12 protein-coding genes, 4 pseudogenes and 1 riboswitch are annotated in these 13,136 nt (G+C 42.8%); of the genes and pseudogenes, 9 read left to right on the top strand and 7 right to left on the bottom strand.

Annotation, left to right across the window (positions count from 1 at the left end; genetic code table 11):
* The first annotated feature begins 71 nt into the window (after positions 1-71).
* Positions 72-1,010, top strand: a complete 939-nt coding sequence (locus DW650_RS12665; protein WP_118210115.1) for an ROK family glucokinase — start codon at positions 72-74, stop codon at positions 1,008-1,010.
* 18 nt (positions 1,011-1,028) lie between these two features.
* On the opposite strand, the gene DW650_RS20775 is transcribed toward DW650_RS12665, so the two are convergent.
* Positions 1,029-1,844 (bottom strand): helix-turn-helix transcriptional regulator, encoded by an 816-nt coding sequence (locus tag DW650_RS20775; RefSeq protein WP_118210114.1) that lies wholly within the window; start codon positions 1,842-1,844, stop codon positions 1,029-1,031.
* 20 nt (positions 1,845-1,864) lie between these two features.
* On the opposite strand from DW650_RS20775, the gene DW650_RS12655 reads away from it, so the two are divergent.
* Positions 1,865-2,437: a sugar O-acetyltransferase gene (locus tag DW650_RS12655; RefSeq protein WP_279216782.1), complete on the top strand. Its 573-nt coding sequence runs from the start codon at positions 1,865-1,867 to the stop codon at positions 2,435-2,437.
* Positions 2,438-2,562: 125 nt separating this feature from the next.
* Here the strand turns inward: DW650_RS12655 and thiT are convergent, their stop codons facing one another.
* Positions 2,563-3,246 (bottom strand): energy-coupled thiamine transporter ThiT, encoded by a 684-nt coding sequence (gene thiT, locus DW650_RS12650; protein ID WP_117921201.1) that lies wholly within the window; start codon positions 3,244-3,246, stop codon positions 2,563-2,565.
* 406 nt (positions 3,247-3,652) lie between these two features.
* A riboswitch (TPP riboswitch) is annotated at positions 3,653-3,773 on the bottom strand.
* A gap of 112 nt (positions 3,774-3,885) precedes the next feature.
* Between thiT and DW650_RS12645 the strand changes: the two genes are divergently transcribed.
* The 4 genes from DW650_RS12645 (at position 3,886) to DW650_RS12630 (ending at position 7,308) form a co-directional block, all read left to right on the top strand.
* Positions 3,886-4,959, top strand: a complete 1,074-nt coding sequence (locus DW650_RS12645) for an ABC transporter substrate-binding protein (RefSeq protein ID WP_186899265.1) — start codon at positions 3,886-3,888, stop codon at positions 4,957-4,959.
* An 18-nt stretch (positions 4,960-4,977) separates the two neighbouring features.
* Positions 4,978-6,348, top strand: a complete 1,371-nt coding sequence (gene cysG, locus DW650_RS12640) for a siroheme synthase CysG (protein WP_117921203.1) — start codon at positions 4,978-4,980, stop codon at positions 6,346-6,348.
* 296 nt (positions 6,349-6,644) lie between these two features.
* A complete protein-coding gene (locus tag DW650_RS12635) occupies positions 6,645-6,914 on the top strand; it encodes a nucleotidyltransferase family protein (RefSeq protein WP_117921204.1) in 270 nt (89 codons plus the stop codon).
* Positions 6,898-7,308, top strand: coding sequence for an HI0074 family nucleotidyltransferase substrate-binding subunit (locus DW650_RS12630; protein WP_117921205.1), 411 nt, complete (start codon positions 6,898-6,900; stop codon positions 7,306-7,308). The genes DW650_RS12635 and DW650_RS12630 overlap by 17 nt, the downstream gene beginning before the upstream one ends.
* Positions 7,309-7,578: 270 nt before the next feature.
* Here the strand turns inward: DW650_RS12630 and DW650_RS20650 are convergent.
* From DW650_RS20650 to DW650_RS12615, 3 genes and pseudogenes are all read right to left on the bottom strand, one after another.
* Positions 7,579-7,939, bottom strand: a pseudogene (locus tag DW650_RS20650) (glutathione peroxidase).
* 207 nt (positions 7,940-8,146) lie between these two features.
* A complete protein-coding gene (locus tag DW650_RS12620) occupies positions 8,147-8,902 on the bottom strand; it encodes an ABC transporter ATP-binding protein (RefSeq protein WP_117921206.1) in 756 nt (251 codons plus the stop codon).
* Positions 8,895-9,893, bottom strand: a complete 999-nt coding sequence (locus DW650_RS12615) for a FecCD family ABC transporter permease (protein WP_117921207.1) — start codon at positions 9,891-9,893, stop codon at positions 8,895-8,897. The genes DW650_RS12620 and DW650_RS12615 overlap by 8 nt, the downstream gene beginning before the upstream one ends.
* 302 nt (positions 9,894-10,195) lie before the next feature.
* Between DW650_RS12615 and DW650_RS12610 the strand changes: the two genes are divergently transcribed.
* Positions 10,196-10,579 (top strand): winged helix-turn-helix transcriptional regulator, encoded by a 384-nt coding sequence (locus DW650_RS12610; protein WP_117921215.1) that lies wholly within the window; start codon positions 10,196-10,198, stop codon positions 10,577-10,579.
* Between the two features lie 63 nt (positions 10,580-10,642).
* A pseudogene (locus DW650_RS12605) lies at positions 10,643-11,050 on the top strand (NifB/NifX family molybdenum-iron cluster-binding protein); the annotation flags it as partial.
* Between the two features lie 315 nt (positions 11,051-11,365).
* On the opposite strand, the pseudogene DW650_RS12600 reads toward DW650_RS12605, so the two are convergent.
* Positions 11,366-11,539 (bottom strand): annotated as a pseudogene (locus tag DW650_RS12600) (carboxymuconolactone decarboxylase family protein); the annotation flags it as partial.
* Positions 11,531-11,599 (bottom strand): annotated as a pseudogene (locus DW650_RS20645) (LysR family transcriptional regulator); the annotation flags it as partial. The pseudogenes DW650_RS20645 and DW650_RS12600, both read right to left, overlap by 9 nt.
* A 245-nt stretch (positions 11,600-11,844) precedes the next feature.
* On the opposite strand from DW650_RS20645, the gene DW650_RS12595 reads away from it, so the two are divergent.
* Complete coding sequence (locus DW650_RS12595) at positions 11,845-13,077, top strand: O-acetylhomoserine aminocarboxypropyltransferase/cysteine synthase family protein (protein ID WP_118210132.1); 1,233 nt, start codon at positions 11,845-11,847, stop codon at positions 13,075-13,077.
* Positions 13,078-13,136: the final 59 nt, after the last annotated feature.

The following is a 13,136-nucleotide window of genomic DNA, read 5'->3' as shown; positions in this document are numbered from 1 at the left end:
TCATTAGCTTAATATGAGCAAAAACAATAGCGTGGCAGGCGTTTTGCTGCGAAAATACTGGAGGATTGAAAATGAAAAAGTATGCATTTGGAATTGATGTTGGGGGAACTACCTGTAAGATTGGATTTTTTGAGACAAGCGGAAAGCTGATCGATAAATGGGAGATCAAGACCAATACTGAAAATAACGGAGCAGCGATCCTGTCTGATATTGCACAGGCAGTGGATAATAAACTGGCGCAGGAAGGCATCAGTAAAGATGATGTACAGGGTGTTGGAATCGGTGTTCCAGGACCGGTTAAGAGTAATGGTGTGGTAAACCGCTGTGTAAACTTAGGCTGGGGCATTGTTAACGTTGAGGAAGAGCTCGGAAATCTGACAGGTCTGAAAGTCAAAGCAGGAAATGATGCGAACGTTGCAGCTTTAGGAGAGATGTGGCAGGGTGCAGCAAAAGGCTGTAAAGACGTTATCATGGTAACACTTGGAACCGGTGTCGGCGGCGGTATCATCGTAGATGGAAAAGTCGTTGCAGGATTTAATGGTGCAGGCGGTGAGATCGGACATATCACCGTAAATCATGATGAGATCGAGGCATGTACCTGTGGACAGTACGGCTGTTTAGAGCAGTATACTTCCGCAACCGGTATCGTTCGCGTGGCAAAGAGAAAACTTGCTAAGACCAACGATGAGACAAGCCTTAGAAACTTCCCGGAACTGACTGCAAAAGATGTGTTTGATGAGGCTAAGAGCGGAGATGCAGTGGCACTTGGTTTAGTGGATGAAGTCTGCGGAATCTTAGGATCTACCTTATCTAATATTGCATGTGTGGTTAATCCGGAAGTTGTTGTTATCGGTGGCGGTGTTTCCAAAGCAGGAAGTATCCTGATCGAGAGCATCCAGAAGCATTTTGTGGAGACATCCTTCCATGCCTGCCGCAATACAAAGTTTGTAATTGCAGGACTTGGTAATGATGCCGGAATGTATGGATGTGTGCAGATGCTGTTGGATTAATATATAAATAATTACATATTATTTATTCTGGCTTCGGAATTTCCCTGGTGTGGTATGGTAATACTTATGAAAAAGTTCACAAAAATAACTGGTATTTGAAAACCCACACATATATGCTATTTCGGTAACGGACATTGACGTGTTCCGGAGAAGAAAAATAGATTTTTCTAAACGATAACGGTTTAGATATATCATAGGGGAAGTATTTAAATACCTTTGAAATAGAGAAGTGCATTTTGTTTTACAGCAGTTTCCGGCAGAGGAAATATCTTTCAGCAGAAGTTTTTCCGGATAGTTTTTTTGCACATATCCGATCATCGCAGTCAGAGCCAGTATATCCTCTGTATTTTTATCGTAGTCTGGGAAGAAGTTCATATTTTCAGAAAGCAGCCGGAAAATATGAACAGACTTTTCCAGAATAATAAATGGTTGAATCTTAGTTATATTATTTTCATAGAGAATTTTAAGATCATGAAGAATAGTGTTTTGCCATTGAATAGACGGATTCAATTTCTGATAAGGGAAATGGCTGTTTTGTATCAGAGGATCTAAATAATTTTGTATAAAATAAGTATTTACAGAAAGAAGCTGTGGAGAGAGCAGAATACAGATAAAGAGACACTCTGCATGGGTATCGGAATAACCATAATGGAAGCAGCGGCTGTTGATGAAAATTCCCTCTCCGGTCTGTAATGAAATTTTCTGCCCATTGATATCATAAGCCATTTGTCCATCCAAAATCAGAATAAATTCAAGATCGTCATGCCAGTGGCTGACAGCACGAAAATCAGGATAGCTTGACAGCTGTCCTTTTTTGATATATGCAGCTTGCATATATTTCAGATGAGGCTGTTATGGAGGAACAGGTAAAATGCAGAAAAATCCTGCAAAAACTTAACTTTGCAGATCGTTCCGATTTTGATGAAATTGCAAAAACTGTAAAAGAACTTCTGGGAAAATCAGATGGTGCATGGATCAATCCGCCTTTTTATTGTGATTATGGTTCACATATCGAGGTAGGTAAAAATTTCTTTGCAAATTATAACTGTACGATTATAGATGTGGCAAAGGTAAAAATAGGTGATAACTGTCAGATGGCGCCGAATGTAGCTATTTATACGGCGGGGCATCCAATTTATCCTGATACCTGCAATTCTGCTTTTGAATATGGAAAAGAAGTTACCATCGGGGACAATGTCTGGCTGGGAGGAAATACAGTCGTCTGTCCGGGAGTACATATTGGAGATAATGTGGTAATTGGTGCAGGAAGTGTTGTTACAAAAGATATCCCGGACTGGTCGATCGCCGCGGGAAATCCATGCCGTGTTATCCGTAAAATAACAGAAGAGGATAAAAGAAAATTGTTTCATGACGAAGAGATTGATGATGAAGCATGGGAGATGATATGTGCGCAGAAGGAAAAATAAAATGACGGTGCGGGAGCATAACTTTCGTTGATAAAAGAAAAAGCCTGCGTGTACGAAATGTGTATATATTGCATTTCGTACACGCAGGCAAAAAAGTAGTTGTTGTGGAACAAAATAAAACAATGTTACGATTCCACGGCATTCTGTTTTACGCGTGCCATTGCTTTTGCAACCGGCGGGATACTGATGATGATTAAGGTAATGACTGCCTCCGGTACTAAGTAAGAAGCCTGATATCCCAATGAATAAAGTACCGGGTTCATACCTTCTGGTGCATAGGATGCGAAAAATACAACACCTGAGATCGTAGCGAATATAAAGCGTCCGATCACACCGACGATATATCCGATCTGAAGTCCCCATTTTTTCTTATTGAAAAATCCTGCAAGACCAAGTGCACCAAATGCAAGCGGGTAGTCAAGCAGCATTTGTGGAATGGTATAAAAAATCGGTTCGGTGACAAACTGTACCAGACCGTATGCCACGGCTGTCATGATCCCGACATAAGGACCGTACCAGTATGCGATCAAAACAATAAAAAGCATGGAAAGTAATGTGACAGAGCCGCCCATCGGCATTTCAAACAGTTTGATCATGGAACATACCACGGCAAGTGCGATGGCAACGGCAGAGTAAACGAGCTGTTTGGTTGTTAAGGCTGCCTTGCGGCTTGCATTTTTCTGACGCACAAACGCTGCAACGATGAGCAGTAATGCGATGATTACGACGACGATTACGATTCCGGTCACAGTAAGGTGTACGGAGCCGTCTCCCCAGGCGCCTTCCGGTGTAGCAAAAAAGTTATTCATAAATCCTCCTTGTTTGATTCTGGTATCAAAAGGTGGTTTTCAATTTTTGGCTGTCAAGTTGCACAAAGTCGGATCTATTTTGTTCCGTTGTCCGAAAATAAGAAAAACTAAGTATGCCTGATTTAGATTTTCCAGGAGTGACGTGTACGTCTTAAACGTCCCGTCCATGGGACGTTAAGACTTTTGCTGCCATCCATGGCAGCAAAACACTATGCATTAACAGGCATACTAAGATTTTCTAATTTTCTCCCAAAGTCACAAAACGAGTCCCAACTTTGTGCAATTTGACAATCGCTAAGTTGTGAGCCACCTTTTGACACCAGAATCCTAATTCATGATAATAGAATGTTCGCGGAGCGTACATTCTATTGTATACAAACACGGGGGATTGTTTCTTACCAGAATAAAGTAAATGAAAACGCTTTCTTACGCCGGTATTATCCGGGTCAAGTAATAAGGGTCGATGAAATCATCTCTCAGCACGTTGTAGATACCATGTGGTATAAATAGCACCCCTAGCATTTGTATGGAACGTTTCACACTATAGCAATTAATGATGAAAAAGTCAAATGTTGACAAAAAAAGCAACAAAAAATATAATGTCAAAAATGTAGAAACAACTTGCGGAGGATGAAAGACATGAAAAAAATTTATCAGAAACTGGCACTGACAGGCGTGCTTGCAGCACTGCTTCTTTCAGCTGGCTGCGGGGGAGCAAAGGAAACTTCCGCAAATGAAACGGCAGGGGATGTGCAGGCTGTTGGGCAGAAAACAGAAAGCACAGCGGATGCAGAGCAGACGGAATTGTATACAGAGACATTGGAAGCAGATACCGGGGCATTAGAAACAAATATTGAGGCGCAGACACAGGGTTATACGTTCACCGATGATCTTGGACGTGAGGTGACAGTGAAATCTGCAGATCGTGTGGCAGCGCTGATCGGTAGTTTCACAGATGTATGGATGTTAGCAGGCGGAAATGTTGTTGCAGCAGCAAATGATTCCTGGGAGAGCCTTGGTTTAGAACTTGATGAGAGTGTGGTAAATCTTGGAAGCATTTTGGAGCCGGATGTCGAGCAGCTCATTGCAGCGGAGCCGGATCTTGTGATCGCAAGTGCAAATACGGATGCGGATGTTGCATTGGAGGAAACACTGACAAAGGCAGGAATTACCGTTGCCTATTTTGACGTCGCGAATTTTGATGATTATTTAAACATGCTTTCCATCTGTACACAGATTACCGGCAGAGATGATCTCTATCAGAAAAATGGTCTGGATGTGCAGAAAGAAGTGGAAGAAATGAAGCAGAGAGCGGACGGCAGTAATCCGACTGTATTATTCCTTCGGGCAGCATCAAGCAATGTAAAGGCAAAGGGCAGTGACGGAAATGTCTGCGGAGAAATGTTAGCAGACCTTGGCTGTGTGAATATTGCAGACAGTGACGAGAGTCTGTTGGATGATCTTAGCATGGAGGCGATCATTGCGGCTGATCCGCAGTATATTTTTGTGACGATTCAGGGAAATGACAGTGATGCCGCTATGAAAAATGTAGAAGAACTTCTGACCTCTAATCCGGCATGGGCATCTTTGACTGCCGTGAAAAACGATCATTATTATATCCTTGATAAGCGCTTATTTAACTTAAAACCGAATGCAAAATGGGGAGAGGCTTATAAGCAGCTGGCAGATATTTTATACCCGGAGATGAAGTAAGAAAGGTTCGGTTTGAAAATGGCATATTTTCCGTTTTTTATTGATATAGAAAATAAAAAAGGTCTGATCGTGGGCGGCGGCAGGATTGCAGCACACAAGGCAGAAAAGATGAAGCCGTTCGGTGCAAAGATTATCATAATAGCACCTGATATCATGGAAAAATTAAAACAGGATCCGGTATTTTTGTGCGAGGAGCGTGCATTTGTGCCGGAAGACATCGAGGGCTGTGCATTTGTCATTGCGGCAACCGATGACAGAGAATTAAACCACAGGATCAGTGCATTGTGTCAGGAAAAAGGGATTTTAATCAATGTGGTGGATGACAAAGATTACTGCGTTTTTCTATTTCCATCCCTTGTGAAAGAGGGAAAACTGACCGCTGGAATCTCCACTGCAGGAGCCAGCCCGCAGATTGCGGCAGAATTAAGAAGCCACATAGCGAGAGAACTGCCGAATCAGATGGAAGAGATCCTTGATTATTTAGAATCGATCCGTGAACCTGCAAAAAAATTGATTGCAGATGACAAGATCAGAGCAAGATTTTTAAAAGAGACGGCACAGCTTTGCATGGATGAAAACCGTGTGCCGGATGAGAAAGAAACGATGCAGCGGATCAGAGATTATTGCCAGAGTGCGGAACAGACTGGATTGGAAAAAATTGTTAGTCTAGGCATGGTAACGCTCGTCGGTGCGGGCTGCGGTGCGTATGACCTGATCACACTGCGCGGTTTAAATGCAATACGGAGAGCCGAGGTGCTTGTCTATGACGATCTGATCGATACGCGTCTGTTAGACCACGCTTCGGAGAGCTGTGAAAGAATTTATGTCGGGAAACGGATCGGTGTACATAGCAGGGAACAGGAAGAAATCAATGCGATCCTGATCGAACATGCGAAGAAAGGCAAACGCGTGGTGCGCTTAAAAGGCGGAGATCCGTTTGTTTTCGGCAGAGGCAGTGAGGAAATGGAAGCGTTAAAGGCGAGAGGAATCCCGGTGACAGAAGTGCCGGGAATCACATCTGCCATTGCGGTTCCGGCGGCAGCAGGAATCCCGGTAACACACCGTGGAAAAAGCCGCAGTTTTCATGTGGTGACGGCACATACGAAAGGTACTGCCGACAGTCTGCCGGAAGGATTAAAAGAACTTGTGGCAGTGGAAGGTACGCTTGTATTTCTGATGGGAATGCACCAGCTTTCAAAACTGGCCGGACGGCTGATGGAGTATGGAAAATCTCCGGAAACACCGGCAGCAGTGGTGCAGGGAAATTTTGATGGAAAAACGGTAAGTGTGCGAGGAACACTTTTTGATATTGGAGAAAAAGTAAAAGAATCCGGGATGCAGTCTCCGGCGGTTATTGTGATCGGGGAGACGGCAGGAATGGAGTTGTAATTAAAAAAAAGAGGAAGCATACTGCAGTGAATGGATCACATTTAAAGCAGAGTGTGCTTCCTCTTTGTATATTATCTGATTAGATGGAAACAACATGAACTGTGTTTCCGTGATCTCGTGCCAGATGTTGTGATCTTTCAGGCAGGTGTAAATTTCCTGTTTGTTCATGTCGGGTTCCTTTTTTGTGAATGTATTTGTTCATATTAAACCATAAATACACGTCAAAGGCAATCGTTGCTATTGCCGGCAACGTCTGCTAAAATGATTTCAATATGAGAAAAAGGCAGGTAGTATTTGTGAGGGCAGAAGAAGTAATACAGGCGGTTGCAGAACTTTGCAGGCATTTTTCGGCGGTGGAGGTGATCTTATTTGGCTCCAGAGCGAAAGGAACAGCACGGGAGAGAAGTGACATTGATGTTGCCGTGTCCGGTGTGAAGGATTTTGATGCACTTGCAGAACAAATAGAAGAATTGCCGACACTGTACAGTATAGATCTGGTAAATATGGATACCTGTAAGAATCAGTTATTGTTGGAGGATATCAGACAATATGGACGAAAAATTTGAAAAACGCTATAGATCTTTTTGTAATTCACTGGATGCACTTGAAGAAGCAAAACAGCGGGATCTTTCGGATTCTTTTGTATTGAGTGGAACCAGTGCAAAATTTAGCATCACATTTGATCTGTCATGGAAAGTTATGAAAGATATACTGATAGAATATTATGCGATGACAGGCTTTATTGCGGGTTCGCCGCGTGAAGTGCTCAAAACATCCTATAAAGCGGAGCTAATTTCAGATGATGCATGGATGGAAATGTTAAAGGTAAGGAATCAGCTTGCGCATGACTACGATTGTGAAATTGTCAAGCATTATTGCAAAACGATCGTGGAACAATATATTGACCTGTTTTATGAATTTAAAAGGAAAGTAGAACAGTTGTTACATGCAGTTGGGTAAACTCTGTCATTAACCCTGCGTTTTGCGGTGTAACTTACGGCAGGGATCTTGTAGATCAAAGTGTTGGCGAGATGAACCGGATTGAAAGCTTTTGCTTCAATGCCATAGTGAGCGAGCAGTGATGTTAAAAGTTTTTCTTTCTCGGACTCATCTGCCATTCCGGTGTCAGATCCCCAAGTGTTACCACACGGTTATTTGCATAATCCATGGATTTTTGGTTCAAAATAATGTTATCTCTCATGCGGTAAGTATAACATAAAACCGGAGAATTTACAGCAATTCTGCAACCCGTTCTTCCACAACAGCCATATCAGTGGTAGGTTCAAACCGTTCTACCACATTTCCATCCCGGTCGATCAGAAACTTTGTAAAGTTCCACTTGATATCAGGGGTGTTACGGAAATCCGGCTGGGTACGGTATAATCCACTTTCGAGCAGCGGGGTGAGAGGGTGGTTTGGATCAAATCCTGCATCCTGATATTTTTCATACAGATCCTGCAGATCATCGTACTACGGGGTAAATCCACAGCGGGTAGCCGTGTTTACAACAAGAACGACCTTCCCCCTTGTAGTCATCCATTTTCACAACATTGCATCTTGCATCCTCTGCTTCATAATCATAAAAATTCATAGTAATCTCCTTTCTTGCGCTGTTTTTTGCGCATCTCAAGTTTGTGTGTAAGCACAAATCTTGCGTGTGAAAAATCTTATTTTTCACACTAAAGTCTTTTTTTAAAATGAATGATTTAAAACAATTAAATTGCACACAATCAAATGTAAAATAAAAATACATCATTTTAATCTATATGTCAAGAAAAAATTAATGCAAAAAAGAGTATTACTCAAAAAAGTAATACTCTCCATCTTCATCCGTGAACCTTTTCCAGCTTGTCTGAAACACATTCTCGATCACATGCGACTGCAGGCACTCATTGGGCGTGCCCACCATGGCAATATTGCGGTTCATGACAACTAGCGTATCTGAGATGCGCACCGCCTGACTCAGATCATGTAAGATCAGAATAATCGTTTTTTCCTGTTTTTTTAATTCCTTTATCATGGCGTAAAATTCGCGCTGACCGGTCAGATCCAGGTAAGTGGTCGGCTCGTCTAACACGATGTAATCACAATCCTGCGCTAACACCATGGCAAAAAACACGCGCTGTCGGATACCGCCGGAGAGCGTGTCGACATACTGGTCGGCATACTGGCTGATGTGGGTAAATTCCATGGCACGGTTTACAATTTCAGTGTCCTCCTTTGATTTCCGGCGGGAAAATCCAAGGTAAGGAAAGCGCCCGTGTTCCACAAGCATTTTAACCGGAATAGCAGGAATGATCGTGCGGACCTGCGGGAGCAGGGAAACTTCTCTTGCACGTTCTTTCGGGGAAATTTTAAGAAAATCCTGTCCGTTTAAGAATATCTGTCCGGCGGTCACTGTGGAAGCACCGTTTAAGCACTGGACCAGAGTGGTCTTGCCACAACCGTTCGGGCCAAGGATTGTGGTGATCTCCCCGTCACGGAAAGTTAATGAGATGTCGTTTAAGATCGGCGTGTGCTGACAGGAAACGGAAACGTTGCGAAATTCAAGCATGGACTCTTCGCCCTCCTTTCTTTTTCAGTAACAGATACAGGAAAAACGGTCCGCCGACGAACGACATGATAATCCCGGCGGGCAGCTCAAATGGAGAGAAGATCATCCGTCCGAGCAGGTCACATAACAGTACAAAACTGCTGCCCAAAAGTGCAGAACAAGGCAAAAGAAAACGTGCATCGCTGCCAAAAAGCCGCCTGCAGATATGCGGGATGATCAGTCCGATAAAACCGAGCAGACCGGCGAAACTGACAACACATCCGGCAAGGATGCTCGCAAGGGACAAAAGCAAAAAACGGGTGAGTGAAACGCGCAGTCCAAGGGAGCGCGCGATGTCATCCCCAAGCCCGAGCAGATTTAACGGATGTGCGAGAAACAAGGAAACAAAGAATGCAATAGCAATACAGAGGCACGGCAGGATCAGCCTGCTTAGGGTAAGCCCGGAGAGGGAACCGATCAGAAAAGACGTCAGGTTCACCGTAATATCCGTATTTAAAAGTTTGATCGTGTTGATGCCTGCACTTAAAAAACTGGAGACTGTAATACCGGCAAGAATGATCGTAGTCCTTGAACTGTCTGAGAGCGCAGCCAGAAAGAAGATCAGCAGTGTGGTGAGCAGGGCGCCGCAAAACGCAAAGACCGGAAGTGCAAATGAGTTTGCCGGGAAAAAGATCATGGCGAGCATGACTGCAAAACCGGAGCCGGAATTGACACCGATCGTGCTTGGACTTGCCAGCGAATTGTTCATCACACCCTGTAAGATCACGCCCGAACAGGATAGACCGATTCCGGCAAAAAGTCCGCCGAGCACGCGTGGGATGCGCACGGTAGTGATTAAAATATAAGAAGTAGAACTGTGGTCTGCCCCGGTCAGACAATGTAAGATATCTTTGAATGCAATATTCACGCTTCCAAATAAAATGCCTGCGCAGACAGACACGAGGAGTAACATACACATCAGAAGGATGGTAATGCTTTTGTGCTTTTTCATAGGGGATTCCTTCCTGCAAAAGTCTTTTGTATTGGTTAAAAAAAGATGGCAAATTTGCTCATTATGGTATCACAGGCAGGGGAAATGCGCAATGGGTTGGTTTTCATTTAAATGTTAAGGTCACTAATAAATTTCATAGTTACTTCAAAAAAGATTACCTTTAGGTTATAATACATGTAATTGGCTCAGAGATTCTGAGCAGTTACGAAAAACCTGCAGGTGATTAGTGTGAAAAATAACATTTTTCACACGCAAGATTTGTGCTTACACATAAACTTGATATGCGAAAAATGGTGTTTTTTATGGCAAAATACAGAAAAAAATTAGAGGCTGATATCCGTTGCCCGCTTGAATACGGTCTTGCGGTCTTTGGTGGCAAATGGAAATCGCGTATTATATGTGTGCTTTCCGCCGATAAAAAACTGCGTTACAGCGAGATACGGAAAGAAATGTATAACATCACAGACGCAGTTTTAGCAGCAACGTTAAAAGATCTCATAGCCGATGGTATTGTCGACCGGAAATCATATGATGAGATACCGCCGAGAGTTGAGTATTCACTTACGGAAAAAGGAAATTCGGTTGTTCCGATATTGCAGAGTATCTGCCGGTGGTCAGATATTTTCTATAAGGAAGATGTGGAAAATGAGATGAAACAGTGCCAGAAATGTGACTATCACAGATAGGATTGTGATATGTAACTATAATAATAAGCAGTAAAACAGAAATCATAAAGGAGACAGGATAAAATGAGAATAGCAGTGACATACGAAAACGGACAGATTTTTCAGCATTTCGGACACACAGAGCAGTTTAAAGTGTACGATCTTGAGGACAACAAAATTGTTAACACACAGGTTGTGGACACAAACGGACAGGGACATGGTGCACTTGCAGGATTTCTTAATTCAACAGATATAGATGTTCTGATCTGTGGTGGCATCGGTGGAGGAGCACAGGCTGCACTTGCTGCTGCGGGAATAAAACTGTTCGGTGGAGTATCAGGTGATGCAGACGAAGCTGTAAAAGCATATCTTGAAGGCAATCTGACATACAATCCGGATGTTCACTGTACACACCACGATCATGAGGATGGTCATTCATGCGGAGAGCATCATTGTGGCGAGGACAAGCATGGCTGTGCGGGAAATCACTAACAAACATTGGCGGTAAGCCATTAACATTATGCCATTATAGATGAACAGCTTCTGAAACTTCGTACACTTGGACTTACAGAGGAAGAAGCAGAGGAAGTTATTATTCAGGAAGTTATTATTCAGAATTTTTTAAATTAACAGGCATACTAAGATTTTCTGATTTTCTCCCAAAGTCACAAAAAAAGTCCGATCTTTGTGCAATTTTTCAAGGTACTATCAATGATAGAACGATAAAAAACTTTATTTGCCCCAGCATCATCTTATCCATAAAAAAATCTGTTCTACCTGTTAGATATGAATCTGGCAAACTTGAAGTTATCGGAGCAATTTATATATTTCATAGGCAACCGGCTCACACCATTCATTCGATATCTCTTCACCAGGTACTTCAATTGCCAGATGAGAAAACCATTCATCCGGTGCGGCACCATGCCAGTGTTTCACTTCTGCCGGAATATTGATACAGTCACCAGGCTTCATTTCTGCTGCTTTTGTAAAGCTCTGTTCTTTTGCCACTGTCAAAAAATAGCGCAATAGTCTTAATTCCATATTTTTTATTCCCACAACTTCCATTTTATTCTCTTCATTATATCATTCAATAGAACGAATGCATACAATTTCAATCCTGCCCATGAATCATATCATTCGTAATGTCCGACACCGCTTCCAGTCATCCAATCCGCAAAAATAGAAAAATGTGGAAAAAACTTCTTGCAATTTATTATCTTTACTGCTATACTCAGTTAAAACATATTATTCCTATACGACAAGTAGGAAATGAAAGGAGCGATACAGTGAAATTTAATACATCTTTGCTGCACGGTGCTTTTCGGGGGGACCCGCAGACGGGAGCAACATTAACACCAATTTATCAGTCGAGTGCATTTGAACAGGAATCGGCGGAGCATCTGGAAAAGATATTTCATAATCAGGCTCCGGGATTTTCCTATACGAGGATCAATAATCCGACCGTTGAGGCATTTGAGAAAAGGATGACTGTGTTAGAGGGCGGTAAATCAAGCGTTGCCTGTGCATCCGGAATGGCTGCAATGTTTAATGCATTTGCAAATATTTTACAGGCAGGCGATGAGATCGTATCAAGCGCGAGCCTTTATGGTGGAAGCATTGATCTTTTCCGGGATCTGGAAGCATTTGGCATCAAAACACATTATGTGGAGAATAACGATCTTGATGCATTCTGCAAGACAACCAATGCACACACAAGACTTTATTTTGCGGAGACACTCGGAAATCCAAGACTGGATGTGACAGATATTAAGGCACTTGCAAAGCTGGCACATGAAAATGGCGTACCGCTGATCATCGACAACACGGCAGCCACTGCGTATCTGGTAAAACCGCTTTCTCTGGGAGCAGACATTGTTGTGAACTCTTCTTCGAAATATATCAATGGAAACAGCAATTCCATCAGTGGAGTGATCACAGACGGCGGAACCTTTAAGTGGGATACGGAAAAATATCCAGGCATGCGTGATTTTGTAAAATTCGGACCGTTTGCATATACAGCAAAGCTCAGAAACGGACTGTTCCGCAACACCGGAGCCTGTCTTTCGCCGCAAAATGCATTTTTAAACAGCATTGGGCTTGAGACATTGGGACTTCGCATGGAGCGTATCTGCGACAATGCAATGCAGCTTGCGGCTTATATCGAAGAAAATTATAAAGATATCACAGTAAATTATGCAGGACTGAAATCAAGCAGCTGGCATGAAATTGCAGCAAGCCAGTTTGACGGTCACTACGGCGGCATCTTTACCTTAAGGCTTGGCAGCAAGGAGCGGGCATTTGCATTTATCAATGCATTAAAATATCCGCTTAAGGTATCGAACATCGGTGATACCAAATCGCTTGTCATTCATCCGGAATCGACCATCAGCGTACACAGTACAGAGGAAGAAAAGCGGGTAGGCGGTGTATTTGATGATCTGGTGCGCATCAGCGTCGGAATCGAGGATATAGATGATCTGATCTGGGATTTTAAACAGGCGATTGAGAGCCTTTCCTGAAAAATATATCGAATTTTACAGTAACACTTTAAAACGGGCACTTTAATGTGTTACAATAG

This window comes from Roseburia sp. AM23-20 (genome assembly GCF_003470905.1).
GTDB classification, from domain to species: Bacteria; Bacillota; Clostridia; order Lachnospirales; family Lachnospiraceae; genus Roseburia; species Roseburia rectibacter.
Note: the sequence above shows the minus strand (reverse complement) of the source record. Positions and strands in the feature narration are given on the sequence as shown.

What these genes read in the sequence shown, in the direction of transcription:
- DW650_RS12665 (WP_118210115.1), top strand. Translation starts at nt 72, where the DNA reads ATGAAAAAGTATGCATTTGGAATTGATGTTGGGGGAACTACCTGTAAG.
- DW650_RS20775 (WP_118210114.1), bottom strand. Translation starts at nt 1,844, where the DNA reads ATGCAAGCTGCATATATCAAAAAAGGACAGCTGTCAAGCTATCCTGAT.
- DW650_RS12655 (WP_279216782.1), top strand. Translation starts at nt 1,865, where the DNA reads ATGGAGGAACAGGTAAAATGCAGAAAAATCCTGCAAAAACTTAACTTT.
- thiT (WP_117921201.1), bottom strand. Translation starts at nt 3,246, where the DNA reads ATGAATAACTTTTTTGCTACACCGGAAGGCGCCTGGGGAGACGGCTCC.
- DW650_RS12645 (WP_186899265.1), top strand. Translation starts at nt 3,886, where the DNA reads ATGAAAAAAATTTATCAGAAACTGGCACTGACAGGCGTGCTTGCAGCA.
- cysG (WP_117921203.1), top strand. Translation starts at nt 4,978, where the DNA reads ATGGCATATTTTCCGTTTTTTATTGATATAGAAAATAAAAAAGGTCTG.
- DW650_RS12630 (WP_117921205.1), top strand. Translation starts at nt 6,898, where the DNA reads ATGGACGAAAAATTTGAAAAACGCTATAGATCTTTTTGTAATTCACTG.
- DW650_RS12620 (WP_117921206.1), bottom strand. Translation starts at nt 8,902, where the DNA reads ATGCTTGAATTTCGCAACGTTTCCGTTTCCTGTCAGCACACGCCGATC.
- DW650_RS12615 (WP_117921207.1), bottom strand. Translation starts at nt 9,893, where the DNA reads ATGAAAAAGCACAAAAGCATTACCATCCTTCTGATGTGTATGTTACTC.
- DW650_RS12610 (WP_117921215.1), top strand. Translation starts at nt 10,196, where the DNA reads ATGGCAAAATACAGAAAAAAATTAGAGGCTGATATCCGTTGCCCGCTT.